This is a genomic window from Phaeodactylibacter sp. (assembly GCF_040219495.1).
In the GTDB taxonomy this organism is placed as follows: Bacteria; Bacteroidota; Bacteroidia; order Chitinophagales; family Saprospiraceae; genus Phaeodactylibacter.
The window spans coordinates 1-21092 of the sequence record NZ_JAVJSK010000048.1; the positions used below are offsets into that span (position 1 = coordinate 1).

Consider the following 21092-nt stretch of genomic DNA (forward strand, 5'->3'; position numbering starts at 1 on the left):
TTATGGTTCTGGCAAAGTCACTAAATTTGAGTTTAGCGGGCTAAATGAAAATTTAGTGAGGAAGTCAGAGCTTGCCCCGCATTTCTGCGGGGTTCATAAAGCGTTGATTTGCAATAGCAACGAGCTCCAAACATGCTCTTACCCCCAAAGCTATTCTAAATATTCAGGTTTTCGTGATCTACGGGATTTTGGGCCTGATTTTTTTCTTTTCCTACCAGCAGTTGCCTGAGATCGCCGAGTTTTTCCGGGAGTATAGTCATAAAATGAAAGCGGCGATCCCGTGACAATAAAAAAAACGCCATCAGGGCACCAGTGGGTCGCCTCGGAAGTGCCTGAGCGTGAACGTTTAGCAAACATAGTCTTAACCCCTTAGAAAGGTTGAGGTTGTCGACTATGCTTCACTACGTCAATCGCGAAGGCGTTCAACCTCAACCTGCTGCGGCCAACAGGCTCTAACTTCGGTGTTGTCGACAACCTCATTGTGAGCATACTACAGCGTAGCCCCACCATCTACATTCAGTACAGCACCGTTGATGAAAGCGGCATCGTCTGAAGCCAGGAAAGCATACGCTGCTGCGATTTCTGAGGGCTCGCCCAGCCGGGGCACCGGTGTTTTCTCTTTCAGCATATTGATCACCTTTTCGGGTATAGTCAGCACCATTTCGGTGCCGATAAAGCCAGGGGCAACAGCGTTGGCGGTGATCCCTTTGCGGCCAAACTCTTTCGCCCACACTTTGGTCATGCCGATCACTCCTGCTTTGGTCGCAACGTAGTTGGTCTGTCCGAAGTTGCCGTTGTGGGCGACCACTGAGGCAGCACTGATAATTCTGCCGTATTCCCGCTCCAGCATGTAGGGCAGTATGGCTTTAGTGGAGTTGAAGACCCCCGTTAGATTCACATCGATGACCTGCTGCCATTGGTCGGCAGTCATTTTTTTCATGGTCGCATCCCGGGTGATCCCGGCATTATTGATCAGGACGTCGATTTGGCCGTATGCATCGACAGCCGCTTTAGCAGCAGATTCACAGGCAGAGAGGTCCGTCGTATTGACCTTAAAGAAAAGCCCATCGAGCTCATCCGCCAAGGCTTTGCCTTTTTCCTCGTTAATGTCCCAGATGACTACTTTCGCGCCTTCTGCTGCAAAGCGGATAGCAGTGGCCTTGCCTATGCCCATTGCCCCACCGGTAACAATAGCAACCTTATCCTTAAGCTTATTCATAATTTAGTGTTAAATGGTCTGTCTAAATTGGATTCTGAGTTGTTCAAAAATAGGTAAAGCCAGCCTATTCTAGATTTCGCGATCAGGGCCAGTAGGGTTGACTTTACTTTTTTTTAGGGGCTATTTTTTTGTAAAAACCTGATAAGCATTATGTTAGGTTGATAATTAAAGGCATGGACAAGCTTTTTGTGCTTGCAGCAGTCTTTATATTTTGCGACCTTTACATATAAATATCTAAATAATTTAGTTTATCAAATCCTAACCGAAAATGAAAGAAGTTTATATCGCATCAGCAGTCCGCACACCGCTCGGGAGTTTCGGGGGCGTATTTGCTAACGTTTCCGCTACGGATCTTGGTGCAGCCGCCATCAAAGGCGCATTGGAAAAAGCCGGTGTTGAAGCCGTGCATGTCGAAGAAGTTTTCATGGGCAACGTTTGTTCCGCCAACCTCGGGCAGGCACCGGCACGGCAGGCGGCCCTGGGGGCGGGTATTCCCAATACGGTCCCCTGCACCACGATAAATAAGGTGTGCTCTTCCGGAGCTAAAGCGATCATGTTTGGCGCACAGGCTATTATGCTGGGTTTTCAGGACCTGGTGGTCGTTGGCGGAATGGAGAACATGAGCGCCATTCCGTACTACGTGCCCAAAGCGCGTTACGGCTACAAATACGGGCATGGGCAAATGGTGGACGGCCTGGTCAAAGATGGCCTCACGGATGCCTATCAGCAAATGGCTATGGGCGTTTGTGCTGATGCGACAGCTAAAAAATACGAGATTTCCCGTGAGCAGCAGGATGAATTTGCAATGCTTTCTTACAAGCGCTCTGCAGAGTCTACAAGCTCCGGTGCGTTCGCCGATGAAATAGTGCCGGTACATGTGCCCCAACGCAAAGGCGACCCCATTGCCGTGACCGAAGATGAAGAATACAAGCGGGTCAAGTTTGAGAAAGTCCCTACGCTGCGCCCGGTTTTCACCAAAGACGGAACGGTGACTGCAGCCAATGCTTCTACCATTAATGACGGAGCTACGGCACTGGTGCTGGTGAGCGAGGAAAAGCTAAAAGCACTTAACCTCAAACCACTGGCGAAGATCCTCAGCTTCGCAGACGCAGCCCACGAACCGGAATGGTTTACCACTGCTCCAACTAAAGCAGCACCGATCGCCCTGAAGCGGGCCGGGCTGAGCCTGAGCGACATTGATTATTTTGAAGTGAATGAGGCCTTTGCGGTAGTCACCCTGGCTTTTAATAAGATGCTCGATGTACCGGTTGAAAAGACCAATGTATTCGGTGGCGCGGTTTCTCTGGGGCACCCCCTTGGTGCAAGTGGGGCGCGTATCGTGACGACCCTCAATAATGTCCTTCACCAAAAAAATGCAAAGCGTGGCCTGGCAGCGATCTGCAATGGCGGCGGCGGTGCTTCCTCGATTATCATCGAGAAGGTTTAAACGCTTTTAGCAACATAGTTGCAAGCCTGAGGCACGGTGTTGCCCCGGGCTTTTTTTTTTGCCGTATTACTATGAGCGTGTTGGGATTTTGCTTTTGGAGCGAACGCAGCCAACCGAAGTGTAAAACCCCAACAAGCTCTACCGGCCTAATGCGCCGCCCCAATCATTGAGGCCATTAATAATCAAGGGCAAAATAAGTATGGTCAAGGTGTATAAAAATATTAATAAGTAATTGATAATGAGTTTTTTAAATAAAAAGTAAGCTAAATGTATTGTTAAGTCAATGCAAAACATATAAAAAGACCTATTGATTGCCGGTCGGCGTGTACCTATCTTTATACTAATCGAAACAAACTATACTTTCTCATCCATTAAAAAGACTAGCATCATGGCTTCAACAAAATCTTATTACGATCAGCTGATGGACAATCAGGCGAAGTTATTCAAAACGATGGCAGGATTCACCAACGCCTGGATGGAAATGATGACGCCCTCTTCCGAGGTCTCCGATAAAGCCGGTGAATTGATGAATGACTACTATACCAAAACTTCCGAAATGATGGAAGCAATGGCTTCTAAAGAAAAGATGGAAGCTTATCAGAAAGACTTCTGGGCAACCTTTACGGCAGACTATACCAAGAACATGGAGGTCAGCATGGAATTATACAAGAAGTCTGCTGCGTACTTCAAGGATATGTGGTCCGGCAATATGATGGAAAGCACGCAGGAGCGCACCAGGAAGCTCAGCGAGCTGTATCAGCACTCTATGAAGACCTTCTACGATACCACCAAAGCTAACGGTGAGGTGATGCAGGAGTACATGAGCGCTAACTAAGAGCGTGTTGGGACTTTAGTAATCGGTCTGTCCCGGTGCACCGGGACACTTTTTTGCTTATACTTCGTCCCGAAAATCCTTCCCGCAAACTGCGGGACAGGCTATTTAGCTAAGGCTAAACTCCGGTTTTCGTGCCTCGTCTAACCAAAAAATTGTTAGTTTTCGACTAGAAGACAAAAGTCCAAACAAGCTCTAAGGCTGCTCAAGCCCATTCCTCCACTTTTAAAACCAACCAACCATGAGTAATCAATTCGATACCTTACTAGAGGGCCAGAAAAAAGCAATGGAGTTTTGGTCAAAATTGTCTGACCAGATGACTAAACCTTTTCAGCCGGAGCAGGCTGATCCTGCCAAAGCCGGAGAGGCGCTCTTTCAGGAGTGGTACACCAAGCAACAAGCTTTTTTCCAGGAAGCTATGAAGGGCAACCCTCAGGATATGCTGCAGCAAACACCGGAGCACCTGCGCAAATACATGCAGATTCAAACGGAGTTTACCCAAAAGTGGGCGGACTTCTTCAAGTCCCATGCTGATAAAATGGGCTTCAAAATCCCTGGCACAGACAGCTTAGGGGACGCTGCTCAGTACTTCCAGGATAATATGTCGAATTGGAAACAGTGGATGGGGGGAGAACAGGATTGGTTCAGTGCTCAGGTGCTGGATAAAATGCCTTTCAACATGCGGCCTCACTACACGGGCTTTCTCGACAGCTACAAATTTATGTCGAAGTATTGGGAACCGCTGCAGCGCCTGATCAAAAACGGACTCTACGACAGTGAAATAGCGGGCAAATATTTTGGCATGGAGCCCTACCAGAAACTGGTCAACCAGATGATGGGCTTCCGCCCGGTGGGCAATGCCAGCGATGTAGTCGAACAGGTCAATAAGTGGTTTTCGAATATGATGTCCTACATGGGCACCCCATCCGGTGACTGGAAGACGGTCAGCGAAAGTTGGAAGGCGCAAATGGACTCTATGACGAATACCGGCCAGCTGCCTTTCTTTGAGATGGCAGCGGAATTGAATAACCGTCTGCGCGATCAGTTGGCCCCGTTCAACAACATCGCTGCTCAGGGGCGGGAAACAGAGATTTCCAAAACGCTGCAGGATATTCAGTTTCATTATATTGCCTTTGTACTGAAATCTGCCGAAATGCAGGCCAAGGTCTATGAGTCGGGGCAGTTTGCTATGCCAGACACCCTGCGGGGATTTGCCGAACAATACCAGAAGGAGTCGCAAATGCCTGATTTACAAACGTTCTTGCAGGCTTATCTCAATAAGTTGGAAGACGCTGTGCTCAAGGTTTTACACACGGATGAATATTCCAAATTGCAGAGCGAAGTGTCAGCTTTAGCTGTGGGCATCAAGCGGGACCATGGCCGCCTGATGGAATTGATGTATGCCGACCTGCCCTTTCTGACTCATACCGAAGGGGACGATATCGCTATGGAGGCGGCAGCACTGCGTACCAAAGTACGCGCTCTGGAACACCGTCTGGCAGCTCTTGAGAAAGCCATGCCACCCAGCGGGGAGTCAGATGCGGAGAAAAAAGCCACCGCTGCGCCGGTCACTGCTATTAAAGCATTGATGGATAAAATCGGGACCGCATCTGCTTCCGATGCCGATGACCTCAAGCGCATCAAGGGCGTAGGGCCCAAGCTGGAAAGTATGCTTAATGATCTCGGGGTTTATACCCTTAAGCAAGTGGCCAAAATGGGGACAGCTGAGTACGATAAAATTGATGAGCTCCTCGGCACTTTTCAGGGGCGGGCCAAGCGCGACCACTGGGCCCGGCAAGCCAAGGCTTTACTGAAGTAACATCATGAATAAAACAGAGGTAATTGGGGCTGTTGTTGCCGACAGCCGCCTGATTAGTTTTCAATCCGGTAAAAAATCAACCCATGAGCACAACTGCATCCAATAATATCAGCGATCAACTCATCGAACAGGTCAATACGGCTTCCGATGCCCTCAGGAATATCAACAGCGTACACGATGTTGACGTGGCCACTGCACCGCGCGAAGTGGTCTGGGAAGACGGCAAAGTCAAACTTTACCACTTTTTACGAGAGGGCAAGCCTGCCACAAAAACACCGGTCCTGGTGGCTTATGCTTTGGTGAACCGCTGGGAGATGATGGACTTGCAGCCAGACCGCAGCTTCATCCGCAAGCTGTTGAGCGAAGGCCTTGATGTTTATCTCATTGACTGGGGCTACCCCACCAAGGTAGACCGCTATAAGACGATGGAAGATTACATCCTCGGCAATATTAATGACTGTGTGGACTACATCCGGGGCGCCCATGATATCGCTACAGTCAATCTGCTAGGCGTTTGCCAGGGCGGTACGTTTAGCCTGATTTACTCCGCCTTGTTCCCTGAAAAGATCAGAAATCTGGTCACACTGGTGACGCCCGTTGACTTCGATAACGAAGAAGGGTTATTGTTCAAATGGGCCAAAGACATGGATGTGGACGCGATTGTAGATGGGTTTGGCGGCATTATCCCTGGTGATTTCCTCAATACCGGTTTCGATTTGCTCAAGCCTATGAACAAAGCCCGCAAGTACATGGCATTGCCCCAAACCATGGCCAACAAAGGGCGGATGATGAACTTCCTGCGCATGGAGCACTGGGTGGCCGACAGCCCAGCACAGGCCGGAGAAACCTACCGCCGCTTCATTAAGGATATGTACCAGCACAACAAGCTCATCAACGGCGAATTTGAACTGGGCGGCCACCTGGTAGTATTAAAAAATATTACAATGCCGGTGTTGACGATTTATGCCAAGCATGACCACATCGTACCACCGGCCACGACAAAGCCCATCAACGATGAAATAGGCTCAAAGGACAAGGAGTTGATGGAGTTTCCGGGTGGGCATATTGGCGTATTCGTTGGCGGGCGTTCTCAAAAACTGCTGACACCTGCAGTTGCCAGCTGGCTGGCAGAGCGGGATTAAAAGCAAGGCCCCCGACGCATCAAGCTCATTGATCACACACTACTTTTGGCTTGGGTAAGATCAGGAGCGAAGTCCAATATCATCTTCACCCCCCCACGTTTAACTGCAATTTGGTAATACCTGGTTTTAATTTGGTTAGGGCTGAGCTGGCTGCAGGCAACTGCAGCCAGTTCGTTTTTTATTTCTCCCGCGACAGCTTCTCCAGCATTTGGGTAACCCAGGTCATCCGGTTACCCTGATTGTCCCCCTCACCGGTTTCCTTTAACGCATTGCGGTAGTTCTCCAGTTCCCGGCGGGCACCTTCTTTCTCATCCAGCCGGAGTAGCACCATTGCTTTTTCCAGGTGGATTTCCGGGGAGAGGGCATAGGCTTCCTGTTCTGCTTTTCGCAGCAGGAGCATGGCTCTTTGCATATCTCCGGCACTATTGGAGGTCTGCCGCAACAGCACGGATTGCAGCATGTAGTCCTCAAGTACAGCGGCATCAGCATCAAGCTGTGTGGTCAGGAGCTGCTGTGTACGCTCGTAGTTGCCATTCAGGAAGGTCTGCCAGGCGGTATTGCGCCGTGCCATGGCCGTCGCATTGATGTAGGCGGAATTCGCAGCGGGTAACTTATAATTGTTTTCGTAGCCCAGGTTAATCATTTGGCGATACAGGTGAGGATAGAGGTGCTCTTCCTGTGTTTGCAGTTCAAAGGTCCGGCTGTTTTTCTGAGCTTCGTAGATTCGGGTGTAAGCACTCAGCAGGGCCTGCTCATCAGCTTGGAGGTTTTGTAAAAGCATCTTTGCTGCCCGGTCGGCTTCCTCCTCCTGCTCCGGGGTATACTCCATACCGAGGCGGTTGGCAATTTTGAATGCAATGGAGGTAGATAGCAGAGATATGCTCTCTGTGAATGCACCGAAAGCATATAAGTCAACCGGGCTGAAGGTGCCATTCTGGATAGATTGATTGGCTACTGCCACTTCGGTTAGGGCAGCGGCAGCGGTCAACACCTGGCTCCAAAAAACGGCCCGGGCTTCACGCGATAAATTTCGCCGGTAGTTTTCAACAGAATGATTGAACTGAATATGGGCAAAATCCTGCGCAAGCAAGGCAATGAGCTCATCCTCTGACTGAAGGGTCGAAAGCAGGCCGGTCGAGATAAACAGATCACCGTTCGCACAGGCAAAAGTGCCGGGCTCTGAGGAGGCATACACCCGGATACGCATAACGGCAGGGTGTTTATCGATAGGTTGCTTCGGGAACAGCTTCAGGCGGATCTGGTTGAGGTAGTCCTCCAGATAGGGGTCATCAAACAACGTGATGGTTTCGTTAAAGCTAAGGTATTCTTCCTGCAACGCCCGTCGTACGCCCGAGTCCCAACCTCTTTTGGATAACTCGTCGAGGGCGCTGGACGTCAGAAACTGCAGGTACCAGACCCCATCGGTAGAGAGGTCATTGACCTGAAAGTCGAGGTGTTCTAAGTCGAAGGCGGAAATCATACGTTTTTGCCCGTTGACGTTAGCCCGGATCATGGGCGCTCCTGCAATGATGCGGTAGGTGCTTAGTTCTACAATTGTGCCTGCATCTAATCTGTCATAGGAGGCATCAGCGGTACGGAATTTTTCGTTGACTACGCCTTTGATGGTGTAACCCTGAGCCAGACTTTTAGCCGGAAAAGTACAGGTGAGCAGCGCGATTAGCGTGTAAATGGGGTACTTCATATTGTGTAGGGTTTTTTTACGGTTTTACTTTTGCGAAGTTAAAATACAACCGGAAATCGATCGGGGCAAAAAATCAATGTTAATTTCACTACCGCTTGTCCGTTAAAGACCGTTAATACGTTTAACCTTTTGTTAAAAAAAGTCCGACCTTAGCATAAAACGCCAAATATGACCGAATTCCAAAAAATGATACTGGAGGGCATTCCCGATCAGCTGCCCACGCCCCAACCTTATGACCCCAACGTGAGCCATGCGCCCAAGCGCGGCATTGACGGCGTACTTTCAGAAAAAGACCGTGCGCTGGCCCTCAAAAATGCACTGCGTTATTTCCCGGTGCATCAGCATGAGGTCCTGGCACCTGAGTTCGCCAATGAGCTGGAGCGCTACGGCCGCATTTATATGCACCGTTTCCGCCCCGATTACGATATGTACGCCCGCCCAATTGATGCCTACCCACACCGGTCGCGGCAGGCAGCGGCAATCATGCTTATGATCCAGAATAACCTCGACCCCAAGGTAGCTAAGCACCCGCATGAGCTCATCACCTACGGTGGCAACGGGGCCGTCTTCCAAAACTGGGCGCAATACCGGCTGGTAATGCAGTACCTGGCGGAAATGACAGACGATCAAACCCTGGTGCTCTACTCCGGGCATCCGCTTGGGCTGTTTCCTGCTCACCCGGAAGCACCAAGAGTAGTCGTGACCAATGGCATGATGGTCCCCAACTATTCTAAAAAAGAAGACTGGAACAAATATAATGCCCTGGGCGTAACTTCTTACGGCCAGATGACAGCCGGTTCGTTCATGTATATTGGCCCGCAGGGTATCGTACACGGCACCACCATCACCCTGCTCAACGCGGGCCGGAAAATGGGGCTGGGCGATAAGAACCTGCGCGGTAAAGTGTTTGTGACCTCCGGGCTTGGGGGCATGTCCGGCGCACAGACTATTGCCTCAGAAGTAACCGGCGCGGTCGGGGTTGTGGCCGAAATAGACCCGGATGCTGTTGCGCAACGCCTGACGGACGGCTATATCAAAGCAGAAAATGTATTCACTGACCTCGATGCGCTGTTGCCCCGCATCGAACAGGCACGGCAGGCAAAGGAAGCTGTGGCACTGGTCTATCAGGGGAATGTGGTCGACCTTTGGGAGCGCTTTGCCCGCGATAGTGTGAAGATCGAGTTGGGGTCTGATCAAACCTCTCTCCACAATATAGAAGGCATGGGCTATACACCGGCAGGCTACACCTTTGAGGAGGCTAAAGCACTGCTGGACAAAGACCCCATTCAGTTTATGTCAGAAGTCAGGGACACCCTCCGGCGTCATGTAAAGGCCCTCAACACCCTTGCAGAGCGGGGGATGTACTTTTGGGATTATGGCAATGCTTTCCTGAAAGAAGCGGGGAATTCGGGTGCAGATATCTGGCTGGATGAAGCCGAGGGGCACTTCCGCTATCCTTCTTACGTAGAAGACATTATGGGGCCGATGTGTTTTGACTACGGCTTTGGCCCTTTCCGCTGGGTATGTACCTCAGGCACGATGGAAGATTTGCAAAAAACCGATAAAATTGCGGCAGAGGTGCTCCGGGAAATGCTGGCAGAAGCCCCGGAAGATATCCGCCCTCAGCTTCAGGATAACCTCAACTGGATCGAAGGGGCAGAAGAGAACCTGCCGGTGGTGGGCTCCAAGTCCCGTATCCTCTACGCGGATGCTGAGGGCCGGATCCGGATTGCCCGCGCCTTTAATAACGCAATTGCCCGGGGGGAACTGACTGCACCCGTTGTGCTGGGGCGCGACCACCATGATGTATCTGGTACGGACTCGCCTTACCGGGAAACGGCCAATATTTACGATGGCTCTCAGTTTACCGCCGACATGGCTGTGCACAACGTTATTGGGGATGCCTTTCGGGGTGCGACCTGGATTTCACTCCACAATGGAGGTGGAGTTGGCTGGGGTGAAGTCATCAATGGCGGCTTTGGAATGGTCATAGATGGTACGCCGGCATCTGACCGCCGTTTGGAAAGCATGCTTTTTTGGGATGTAAACAATGGTATTGCCCGGCGTTCCTGGGCACGCAACCGGGGGGCTATGTCTACCATTCAGCGTACTATGCAGGCGCACCCTGGCCTGAAGGTAACCCTGCCGTATATCGCCGATGACAACGTCGTGGAGGCTGCACTGGGCCGTGTCGCGAAGCTGGAAGAGTAGTAGTTTGTAAAGTAGGGAAAAACGGGTGGCTAGAGATGAGCAGAAGGGGCATCTCTTCTGGCTGGGGATCACATGCGACTTCTCCGAAGCCTTGCAATGTTTACTGGTTTGGCTCCACTCTTTTTTCATACCTGACCAAGCACTAGTACTTGGTCAGGTATGAAAAGTTGGTTAAGAAAGGGGCAGCATTAAGAGCGTGTTGGGACTTTAGTAATCGGTCTGCAAACTACACTTTTTTGCTTATACTTCGTCCCGAAAATCCTTCCCGCAAACTGCGGGACAGGCTATTTAGCTAAGGCTAAACTCCGGTTTTCGTACCTCGTCTAACCAAAAAATTGTTAGTTTTCGACTAGAAGACAAAAGTCCCAACACGCTCTAAAGTTTGTCAACTATGCTTCGCTACGTCGACCGGAGCAGGTTCAGGTTGAGTCCACCCTGGGTCTTGCTATTCCCGCCAGGAAGCCATCGCGCAGGCGCTCAACCTTGACCGGACTCACTGGCTTACCCTTCATTTGATACCTGACAGAGCGTTACTGCTGCTCCAGTGCTTCCAGGATTTTCCAGCAGCCCCATAGCGCCCGGGGCACATGAAAGCAGCCTTTCCATTTGCCGCCTTTGCCCGTATGCAGGGGCGTACCGTCCCGCTTCAGATAGCCGTACCATTCGCCATATTCCGGGTCAGAAAACCGGGGCCAGGCATAGCCGTACAGTTTCTCAAACCAGTTGGCGCAGCGTTCATCGCGGGTATGGTAGTAGCCTTTCAGGCAGGCTTCCATCGCTTCCAGGTGGACCCACCATAGTTTTTGGTCCCATTCCAGCTGCTGAGGCGGATAGCCTTTGCGGTCCATGAAGTAAAATAACCCTCCGGCTTCCTCGTCCCAGCCATAGTCGAGCATGAAGAGCGCCCGCTCCGTAGCTTGTTGTACGAGCTTTGGGTCTGCCCGCCGTTCGCCCAGGTCCATAATAAACCACATGGCTTCCAGTGCATGCCCGGGATTGAGCAGCCGGCCTTCAAAGGTGTCGCTGAGTTGCCCGTCAGGCTGCACATTTTCAAGGACCAAACCGGATTCCTGATCGTAGAAGGTATCCATCACCGTGTGTATGCAGTGATCGATTGTCGTCTCCACCAGACCTGGCTCAAGCAGAGGCTCTAGCTCCAGGCAGAGGTTGCACAGGATCATCGGCAGGGAAAAACCCATGAGCGGGCGGGTGCCGGGGACTTGCTTGTTGTAAATCCCCTTCGGATTGTCCTGCCGTTCGAGTATGCGGCTGAAGGTGGTGCGGGCCAGCTCGGCGTAGCGGTCGGTACCGGTTGCCTGATAGAGTTGCCCGAATGCCATCGCGGCAAAGCAGTCAGAGAAAATATTGTAGGCCTGAACCAGTGGCTGGCCATCCCGCCGGAGGGAAAAGTACCAGTTACCTGTCTTGTCTCTCCCGTGCTTTTCCAGAAAGTCAGCACCCAGCATAGCTAGATTCAGCCAGGATTCCCGCTCCTCCATCCGGTTGTACAGCATGGCAAAAGTCCACACCTGCCGGGCCTGCAGCCAGACGAATTTATCGGTATCGTAGACCTGCCCGTCGCGCAACAGACAGGTGAAGTACCCCCCGAACGCACGGTCCGGAGAATGGCGCTCCCAAAAGGGGATAACGTGTTGGGCAAGCTCTTTTGCAAAAATCGGCGTATAGGTCCCGGCATTCAACATGGTTAGCGTTCGTTTCTGTATTCCTGGTATCGATTGTACAAATGCCCGGCCTGCGGATAGGCCGATTGGGGGCTCATGAAATGGGAAAACTCAAAGGTAATGGCTTTTTCGAGGCCGGCTGCCCGGGCGGCTTCCAGCTTAAGCCGCAACTTTTCCCATTTGATGGGCAAAAACTTGATGGGCATATCCCGGTCGAAGGACTCTGCATTGGTCCAGCAGCGTAGCCCGTGGCGGTCGGCCAGCTGCTTATTGACTGCAAAGTAATCTGCCAGCTGATGGTAGTCCACATGCCCGTCCTGAAAGGCCACGATGTCTACTGCTTCCCGGATACCGGCGAAGATCTCGTTCCATTCGGCTTCGTGCTCCTCCAGGCTGACGGCAGCGGCTTTGGTGAGCTCGGCTTCGCTGGCCATAATGGCTTTTTGACCGTCGATGTAGGGCGAAATCAGTGTGGGGAGGCCTCCGCTTACCTCCTTGCAGTGCAGCCCGAGTTGCCGGTAAAGATCAATGATCCCGGCGGTCTTGCGGCTGACTTCCTGGCAGATGTACCAGCCTTGAAAAGCGGGCGAACTGCCGTAGCGTTCCCAGACCTCATCAATGGCTTTGAGGTTCAGGTCGACTTCCCGCTGGAAATCGCCTTTTTCCCACCAGTATTTGCCGGAGTCGTACAGCCCGAAATAGAAGGCAATACCGTGCTTTTCGGAAAGGTCTAAAAACAGGCGCACCAGGTCAACCGGCGGCGTATAGGCCTCTTCTTCCTGCTGCAGCACTGCAGAGGGGTAGGTCAGCCAGTTTTTATACCCGCAGCGGATCAGGATTACGGTATCGATCCCCATGTGTTTCATATGCTGGAAATCCGTATCCCATTCCTTGGCACCCCAATTTTGGTGAGGAATATCGTGTGAGATTTCGTCCAGGAAAGTTCCTGTTATTTTCATAAAGGTCAGTCTTCAAGTTTGTCCCACCAGTATTTTTTCAATAGCCAGGTGGTGATGAGGAAAATTAAAAAACTAACAGCCAGTTCGGTCGACTGCCGGATGAGCAGGTAAATCGGCATGACCACTAGGGACATCTGCCAGACAATGCCGACCAGGATATTGAAGGCATCTCTGCCAAAATCACGGTTGGGTTGAAAGCCAGGGTCAGCAGCCAGCACTTTTTCCCGTATGGGCCTCCAAAAGCCCCAGGGGTTGGTTTTTTTGTAAAACGCCATGAGGGTTTCATCATCTTCGGCAGGTGTGGCAAAGGTGCCAATGAGGCAACCGGCCAGCGAGATGGCGAAGATAACCGGGAACAGATAAATGGCTGACACCTCCGGGAACAGAGGCGGGATAAAGGTGGCGGCAATCAGCCCGCCGATCATGCCCCAGAAGTACCCGTACCCGTTGAAGCGCCACCAAATCCACTTGAGGGCGTTGGCGGCAGCATAACCTCCATAGAGGGCGGAGGTGATCCAAAGGGTCAGGGAGTTGATACTGTGCGCATAGAAACCGCCGATCAAACCAATGGCGACCAGGGCAAAGGAGGCCAGATAGCTGTACCGGATGTACGTTTTGTTGCTGGCGTCCGGGTTAATATATTTTTTGTATAAATCATTGACCAGATAGGCGGGTGCAGCGTTGATAAAGGCAGCAAAGGTGCCCATGAAGGCGGCCAGTAAGCCGGCCAGCAGCAGCCCCTGAAAGCCAGGGGGTACAAAACGCTCAATGGCTAAAGGCAAGACCGTCTCAAAGTCAATATCAGCGCCCATAGCCTGAAATTCCGGGGTCAGGTAGACGAGGGAAAGGACCGCAAAGCCGGCTATCATCAGGTAGCGGGGGAAGTAAAGGACCAGGATCGTCAGGCCGCTCATTTTCGCGGCTTGGGAGGCGGTGGGGGTGGAAAGCACCCGCTGCATATCGTAACTGGGCACCGGCCCGGCCAGACTGGCAAAAATACCTTTGAAAATCATCGCAATGAGCAGCAGCCCGATCGCTCCAAAGCCATCTTCTTCAATCCGCTTATTCACACTGTCCAGATAGCCGGTCCAGTCCAGGTCCATCTCCCAGCTGAAGAAGAGCTCCGTCCAGCCCGGTGGTACAGCCGCCAGCACCTGCTCTCCGCTTACGTTGGTGTAGGCGATGACACCTACCACAAAACAGGAGATGGTCATGATGACAAACTGAAGGACCTCCGTGCCGACCACGCTGTACATACCGCCTTTGATGGTGTAAAGGGTGGTCACTGCGATGATGATCAGCGCGTAGGATTGCGCAGAGGTAAGTTGTATGAGCCCCTGATCAACGGAGAGGTCCCAGGGGAAAAAGATAATCGCAAACTTACCAATCCCTTCGAAAAAGTAAGCAATGAACCCAAATACACTGACCACCGCAAAAACAGTAATGATGATGTGTGACAGCCGGCCGCCACTTTTGTCCCCAAACCGGAAAGTAATCCACTGTGCACCGGTGAGCACGCCCGAGCGCCTCAGCCATACGGCCAGGAAAACCATTACAAAGACCTGGTTCCAAACTGGCCAAAGCCAGGGGATCCAGGCGCTCTTCAGCCCGTACACAAACAGGATGGTGACCGTCCACATCGTGCCCGAGATGTCAAACATGCCCGAAGCATTCGATAGGCCCAACAGGTACCAGGGGATTTTATTGCCACCCAAAAAGTAGGACTGCATGTCTTTGGAGGCTCGCCGTGAAACCCAAAACCCGAAGAGCACAGTCAGCACAATATAGCCGAGAATAATCCCGGTATCCAGTAAGGTTAAGTTCATTTTGTTAGGTGTTTAAAGTCGTTTTGGCTTTGGGTACCTGCCTCGGGTTCGATGGAGGCCCATGCTGCCGACCTGGCTTTTTCCAGGATCAGTTGATCGTTTTTCCGTTTTTCCGATAGGTGGCCACTGGCTGATTATTCCGAAAGAACAGCAGCGTTTGGCCTTCATGCAGGGCAATAGCTGCTCGGACATCCCCAACCAGGCTTAGGCCGGATTCATACTGTGGGATATACTCCAGGTTGCCATCTCCCCGGTTGAGGAAGAGCTGACCGTAGTTGGCGTCCCAGGGGCCCATCGTTGGCCGGGCTTCACTCAGGTTGCCAGCCAGGATGAGGTCCTGAAGTCCGTCTCCGTTGACATCAAGGGGCAGAATGGAAAACACCGGTGCCATTTGGGCCGTTACGGGCAGCTCGTGCATTGCCCACTGCCCATCTCCCTGATTTTCCATCCATACGGTTTGGCCCGTTTGGGCAGTGAGTTGTTCGGCTTGTTCCAGCTGCTCCTGCGAAAGGATGTCTCCAATCTTTGCGTTAGAGTAGGTGGCGTAATCGTAGAATTTTTTGCGCATTGCGGATAACTGCCCAAATAGGTTGTCCCGGCTCACAAAAGGGTAGGGGGCGCCTTGAATGTAGTGCGTGAGGATGGGGTCTACAGCGCCGTTCTCATCAAAATCACCGTAATAAAGCGTTGCGGGTTCCTCAGCGGATACTTTAAGGTTGGTATTCTGCCCCAGGTTGCCGGCAATCAGGTCCGTGTCCCCGTCTCCGTCCATATCGGCTTGAGCCAATGACCACCACCATCCTTCCGTGTTCTTACCGAAGAAGTGATCAGCACGGCGCAGCTGCCCATTCTGATTGAGGAAAGCCGTGAGGGGCATCCATTCCCCGGCAATCACCAAGTCGGGCTGCCCGTCGGCATTGAGGTCTTCCCAAAGAGCGGAGGTGACCATGCCGGGCTGTTCCAGTCCGGGGGCACGGGCTGCGGTAACCTCTGTGAACTGCCCGCTGCCATCGTTTTCCAGCAGGTAGCTGCGGGCAGGCAGGGGGTACTGCCCGGGTACCAACCGTCCGCCAACGAAGAGGTCTTCGTCTCCATCTCCATCAAAATCGGCTACGGCTACGGCTCCACTGCTGCTCCGCATCAGTGGCAGGGCACGGGCTGCTTTTTCGAAGTTGCCGGCACCATCGTTCAAATACAGCCGGTCTTGCAGGGCAAGGTCTTCAGGCAGGTAATGATAGCCGCCGCTGCAGACGTAAAGGTCTTGGTCCCCGTCCCCATCGGCATCAAATGCAACGGCATCGACATCTTCCATTATCAGGTCGTTGGTGAGTGCGGGCTGAAGCTTTGGTGACCATTGCCCGTTCGGCTGTTGCAGGAACAACTGCCCGGCCTGCATTTTTGCACCTCCGGCAAAGAGGTCTTCCAGGCCGTCGCCGTTGAAGTCGGCAACGGCAACTGCCGGGCCCATGTAGGATAGGGCATAAGGCAGCAGGGATTGCTGTTTGAAGTCTACGCCCTGATTCTCCTGATGCACGAACGGCAGACCGTTTTCAGCGGGGCGGTACAGTCCGGGGCGTTGGGGCGCCGCCGTAGCGGGTTGTGCACCGTTACTGCTGATCGTCAGGGTTTGGTCGGCGGGGATATTGGATAGCGTAGTCGAGCTGCCGTCTGGCCACTGCACCGTAAGTTCGGCCACTGTTGCGGTCTGGCCCAGGCCAAAGTGAAAGGGGACATGCATAGCCGATTGGAAGCCGCGGCTGGGCATAAACTCCTGCATTTGGGTCTGCCCATTGGCTTTAAGGGTAACTTTTGCACCAATGGCAAAACGGTTGCCGGGGGTGCCGCTCAGGGCTACTTTGAGGTAATGCCCGTTGGCAACCTGGTTCTCATAGATACGGGCGGGGGCATTGACGTTGTTGAGGACGAGGTCCAGGTCGCCATCCCGGTCCAGGTCTGCGTATACTGCGCCATTGGTCAGGACCCGCTCGCCGAAGCCCCATTCCGTAGATTTTTTGGTGAAAGTCAGGTCGCCGTTATTCCGGAAAATGTAGTTGGGCGTTTTGGTGGACTCCATTTTGGCGATGATATCCAGGAGGGCATCCGATTGTTGGCCTTGTTTTTCTTTAATTCGCTGGTCGGCATAGTAAGACACAAAGTCGCGGTTGGTGTAATCACGTAGATAGCCATTGGAGACAAAGAGGTCCTTCCAGCCATCGTTGTCGAAGTCGGCCAGGAGAGGGGACCAGCTCCAGTCGGTATTGGAAACGCCGGCCAGCTGCCCGATCTCGCTAAAGGTGCCATCTCCGTTGTTGAGCTGCAGCATATTGCGCATGATCTGATGGTAAAAGCCATTGCGCAGCATGGACTGGTATTTTTCGTAGGTGTCTGGCCCGTAGAGTAGTTTTTGGCGGCGGTTGTCTTCCGGCAGCATATCCAGGCTGAAGATATCCGGCAGGGCGTCATTATTGAAGTCGGCGATATCCGATCCCATGGAAAAGTGGGAAATATGCCCCAGCTGTTGCTTGAGCTCATCTTTGAAGGTGCCGTCTTTTTGATTGATGTAGAGATAGTCTTCTTCGATGTAGTCATTGGAAACGTAGAGGTCCGGCCATCCATCATTATTGACATCGGCAGCAGCAACGCCGAGCCCAAAGCCCAGGGGCGTACTTTTGATGCCGGCATCGGCAGTGACTTCGGTAAAACGGCCGTTGTCGTTGCGTAGTAGTTTGTCACCGGCCCATTCATCGGTCAGCCCTTTTACGTAAGTGGCGTCAAAACTTTGGAAGTCATCGATTGAGTGGTTGAGCAGATAGCAGTCCAAGTCGCCGTCCCGGTCGTAGTCAAAAAAGAGCGCCTGAGTGGAATAAGCGGGGATGTCCAGTCCGTATTTCGCAGCTTCTTCGCGAAAGGCAGGGACTCCGTTTTTGTCATTGCCCTGATTAACAAACAGCTGATTGCGGCGCAGCTCCGGGCTTTTATCGCCGGAGTAGCAGAGGTAAATGTCCAGCCGCCCGTCATCATTGATGTCGACAATTGTGGTGCCGGTATTCCAACCCTCCGGCCGCCCGGCTACCCCTGCCTTGTCTGTGAGGTCTTCAAAGGCCAGGCCACCCCGGTTCAGGTAGAGGGCATTCGGTACCATATTGCCCGTAAAATAGAGGTCCGGCAGGCTGTCCTGATTGAAGTCCCCGACGGCGACCCCTCCGCCATTGTAGAAATACTCATAAGAAAGGACATTGAGGGCTTCGGTCTCGGTGAGGGTATTCGCAAACCCGATCCCTGTTTCCTTTTCCGTACGGGGCACAAAAGTGCCCTGCGTTGGGTCAGTGCCCTGTTGGTTAGTGTTCTGGCAGCTTGTGAGTAGCAAGCCTGTGGTGATCAAAAGGCAAAAGAACTGTTTCATGGAACGAAAAATAAGTAAATCTGCCAGAAGCGCCTAGCAATTAACGGTAAAGTTGTGTGCGCACACAGTTATTACCCCTTCGATAGGGGCTGGCAACAGCACACAAAAAAGGCAGGTTAGAGCTTGGCTTCTTTTTGGTGTTCTTCGATCTTATCAGCGACTTTTAGGGCCCACACCATTTGTTTGGAGGAGGGATGGCTGTTGTAGAGTGCCTTTTTGCGGGCCTGCATCAGCACTCCCCGCTCATCGTAGGTGAGCAATCCTTTGTTGCCGTCCTGAAGCGTGTAGTCAATCATTTTCTGCCATTCGTCCGCATTGTACATTTCGAAGTCAGATTTTAGTACATCAAGATCGGTAGGGTCGGAGAGGTCGTAATTTCTGGACATAGTGGTTACTGATTATGGGTTACTGATTAGTATTTGCCGGTTGGGTGGCTGCTTTGGAATTAAGGTTGCGGATGATTTCCTCCTCGTCCTTACCCAGGTTTTCCAGTAAGACCTGAGCGGAAGAAGCGAAGTCATCGTCGGGATATTGGTCAATAAAGCTTTGATAAAGCTGGCCGGCTTCATCAAAACGCTTCAAGTCGTTGTCAAGAATGAAGGCTTGCATGAACAGTGCCTGTGGTGCTTTTTCGTACTCCGGATAAACCTTGCAGAGCTTATCGTACAGATCGAGGGCTTTCTCGTAGTTGCGGGCCGAACGGGCGATTTCCCCGGCGCGGAATAAAATGACCGGGGTGGACTCCGCATCTGGCAGCAGTAAGCTGTATAGTTCGGATTGCTGAATATAGAGGTCTGCTTTGCGGAAGTCGATGCGGGCCAGGGAGTCATCATAAATAGACATACGCAGAGCTTCCAGCTCATCTTCTAAAGCGATCATGGTGTCGCCCAACTGCCCGGCTGCCGTTTTGGCGGAAGCACTCTCGGGAAAGCGTAGGGTGAGGGCCTGTAGTGCCATTTGCCCTGCTTTAGGTTGTTTTAGTTCGGCATTGTAAACATCGCCAAGCATCAGCATAGCCTGTGGTGTGACCTCCGATCCCCCATGGTTTTTGAGCAGCCCTTTGAGCAGCTCAGCCGCTTTGGAGAAGTCCCCCTGGCGGTACTGCAGACCCGCCTCACGGTACAGATAGCGTGGGGTGAAGGTATCATCATCAGGGTAGGCGGTGGTGTAGTCTTCGTAGGCTTCAATCAGGATTTTAGCTGTGGAAGCATCTGTATCCCCCTCGGCTTCGGCTTCGAGTGTTGCAATAGCAGACTGCCGCTTTTGCTGTTCGCTGGTACAGCTCCAAAAACCGGTGAAGAGGATGCTGGCGAGCAGCAGTATCAGGGCGTTTTTCATAAGTGGTTGGTGTTCTTGACTGCTCAAAAATACAAAATATTCAAGGGATTATACGAGCTAAACAAACAGCTGTTTTTGCTGTTTCTCATCCGAAAATTAATCCGATTTATGTCAAAGGTAAGTATCTTTTGGTTCCGCCGCGACCTGCGGCTGCATGATAATGCGGGGCTGTACCATGCACTAAAGGGAGCGTACCCGGTTTTGCCGCTTTTTATTTTTGATCGTGAAATCCTGGATGACCTGGAGGAGCCTAAAGATGCACGGGTGGAATTTCTGCACGACACCCTGCATTCGATGAAGGATGAACTGGAACAAGAAGGGCATACCCTGATCGTGAAATACGGCTTTCCCAAAGCAGTTTGGCCTGCCCTGCTGAAGGAATATGACGTGGGAGCGGTATACACCAACCGGGATTACGAGCCTTACGCTAAAGAGCGGGATCAGATGGTCCGGGAAATGCTGGATGATGCCGGTATCCCCTTCCATGATTTCAAGGACCATGTTGTGTTTGAGGCCGAAGAAGTGCAGAAAAAGACCGGCGGCACTTACACCGTTTTCACCCCCTACAGCCGCACCTGGAAGGAAGTATTGGGCAGCCGTACGGATACGTTCACCAATCCGGACGGTGAGCGGCAGGACATTTCTTACTACCTGAAACCGTATCCGATAGAGGATTACGCAGACCACTTCCTGGAAACAGCCCCTCTGCCTATGCCCTCCCTGGAAGATATGGGATTTGAACGCACTGAAATTGAATTACCCTCCAAAAAGGTCAGCCGGGGGCTGATCCGGAAGTATGACGAGACCCGGGATATCCCCTCCATCGACGGGACTTCCCGCCTGGGTATCCATTTCCGCTTTGGTACCATAAGTATACGCGAAAAGGCCTGGCGGGCGAAGCAGCTCAATGAGACCTTCCTGAATGAGCTGATCTGGCGGGATTTTTACGCACAAATTCTGGACGAATACCCGCATGTGGCGGAGCGTTCTTTCCGCCCGAAGTACGATTATATTGAGTGGCGCAACGACGAGACGGATTTCAAAAAATGGTGCGAAGGGAAGACCGGTTACCCCATCGTGGATGCCGGTATGCGCGAGCTCAATCAGACCGGCTACATGCACAACCGGGTGCGGATGATCACCGCCAGTTTCCTCACCAAGCACCTGCTTATCGACTGGCGCTGGGGCGAGGCTTATTTCGCTAAAAAGCTCCTGGACTTTGATTTGTCCAGTAATAATGGTGGTTGGCAATGGGCGGCTGGAAGCGGTACCGACGCGGCACCCTACTTTCGGGTCTTCAACCCCTATTCCCAGCAAAAGAAATTTGACAAGGACTTCAAGTACATCAAAAAGTGGGTGCCGGAGTTTGGCACAGACCGGTACCCTGAGCCTGTAGTGGACCACAAAATGGCACGGGAACGCTGCCTGGAAGCCTACAAGTCTGGCCTGGCCCGGGCTGAGGATTGAGCCCATTAAACAGAGATTCTTTAGCTTTAGGGCATAATCATTGCT

15 protein-coding genes are annotated in these 21092 nt (G+C 52.2%); 7 read left to right on the top strand and 8 right to left on the bottom strand.

The features are described 5' to 3' along the window. On the top strand, positions 1-229 hold a 229-nt coding region (locus tag RIC19_RS06780; protein ID WP_350177542.1), incomplete at its 5' end, for a hypothetical protein. A 261-nt stretch (positions 230-490) separates the two neighbouring features. Here RIC19_RS06780 and RIC19_RS06785 read toward each other — a convergent pair. Continuing rightward, positions 491-1219 (bottom strand): beta-ketoacyl-ACP reductase, encoded by a 729-nt coding sequence (locus RIC19_RS06785; protein ID WP_350177543.1) that lies wholly within the window; start codon positions 1217-1219, stop codon positions 491-493. Between the two features lie 268 nt (positions 1220-1487). Here RIC19_RS06785 and RIC19_RS06790 point away from each other — a divergent pair, with 268 nt between their 5' ends. From RIC19_RS06790 to phaC, 4 genes are all read left to right on the top strand, one after another. Next, on the top strand, positions 1488-2666 hold the full coding sequence (locus tag RIC19_RS06790; RefSeq protein ID WP_350177544.1) for an acetyl-CoA C-acyltransferase: 1179 nt from the start codon (positions 1488-1490) through the stop codon (positions 2664-2666). Between the two features lie 388 nt (positions 2667-3054). Next, on the top strand, positions 3055-3501 hold the full coding sequence (locus tag RIC19_RS06795) for a hypothetical protein (RefSeq protein WP_350177545.1): 447 nt from the start codon (positions 3055-3057) through the stop codon (positions 3499-3501). 238 nt (positions 3502-3739) lie between these two features. Beyond that, complete coding sequence (locus RIC19_RS06800; protein WP_350177546.1) at positions 3740-5317, top strand: helix-hairpin-helix domain-containing protein; 1578 nt, start codon at positions 3740-3742, stop codon at positions 5315-5317. Between the two features lie 83 nt (positions 5318-5400). Next, positions 5401-6459, top strand: a complete 1059-nt coding sequence (phaC, locus tag RIC19_RS06805) for a class III poly(R)-hydroxyalkanoic acid synthase subunit PhaC (protein ID WP_350177547.1) — start codon at positions 5401-5403, stop codon at positions 6457-6459. Positions 6460-6637: 178 nt separating this feature from the next. Here the strand turns inward: phaC and RIC19_RS06810 are convergent, their stop codons facing one another. Next, the gene (locus RIC19_RS06810) at positions 6638-8161 is read right to left on the bottom strand and encodes a M48 family metalloprotease (RefSeq protein ID WP_350177548.1); all 1524 of its coding nucleotides are present in this window, start codon (positions 8159-8161) and stop codon (positions 6638-6640) included. 168 nt (positions 8162-8329) lie between these two features. On the opposite strand from RIC19_RS06810, the gene hutU reads away from it, so the two are divergent. Next, positions 8330-10372, top strand: a complete 2043-nt coding sequence (gene hutU, locus RIC19_RS06815; protein ID WP_350177549.1) for a urocanate hydratase — start codon at positions 8330-8332, stop codon at positions 10370-10372. Positions 10373-10902: 530 nt separating this feature from the next. On the opposite strand, the gene RIC19_RS06820 is transcribed toward hutU, so the two are convergent. From RIC19_RS06820 to RIC19_RS06845, 6 genes are all read right to left on the bottom strand, one after another. Then, positions 10903-12075 carry a n-acyl-d-glucosamine 2-epimerase gene (locus RIC19_RS06820; protein WP_350177550.1) on the bottom strand — a complete coding sequence of 391 codons (1173 nt, stop codon included), beginning with the start codon at positions 12073-12075 and terminating at the stop codon, positions 10903-10905. Between the two features lie 2 nt (positions 12076-12077). Further along, positions 12078-13013, bottom strand: a complete 936-nt coding sequence (locus RIC19_RS06825) for a DUF4434 domain-containing protein (RefSeq protein ID WP_350177551.1) — start codon at positions 13011-13013, stop codon at positions 12078-12080. A gap of 5 nt (positions 13014-13018) precedes the next feature. Then, positions 13019-14839: a sodium:solute symporter family protein gene (locus tag RIC19_RS06830; RefSeq protein ID WP_350177552.1), complete on the bottom strand. Its 1821-nt coding sequence runs from the start codon at positions 14837-14839 to the stop codon at positions 13019-13021. Positions 14840-14927: 88 nt separating this feature from the next. Then, complete coding sequence (locus tag RIC19_RS06835) at positions 14928-18242, bottom strand: VCBS repeat-containing protein (RefSeq protein ID WP_350177553.1); 3315 nt, start codon at positions 18240-18242, stop codon at positions 14928-14930. Between the two features lie 116 nt (positions 18243-18358). Continuing rightward, the gene (locus RIC19_RS06840; protein ID WP_350177554.1) at positions 18359-18628 is read right to left on the bottom strand and encodes a hypothetical protein; all 270 of its coding nucleotides are present in this window, start codon (positions 18626-18628) and stop codon (positions 18359-18361) included. 19 nt (positions 18629-18647) lie between these two features. After that, entirely contained in the window at positions 18648-19580 is a 933-nt protein-coding gene (locus RIC19_RS06845; protein ID WP_350177555.1) for a tetratricopeptide repeat protein, read from the bottom strand. A 108-nt stretch (positions 19581-19688) separates the two neighbouring features. On the opposite strand from RIC19_RS06845, the gene RIC19_RS06850 reads away from it, so the two are divergent. Further along, the gene (locus RIC19_RS06850; RefSeq protein WP_350177556.1) at positions 19689-21047 is read left to right on the top strand and encodes a cryptochrome/photolyase family protein; all 1359 of its coding nucleotides are present in this window, start codon (positions 19689-19691) and stop codon (positions 21045-21047) included. The last annotated feature ends 45 nt before the right edge of the window (positions 21048-21092 follow it).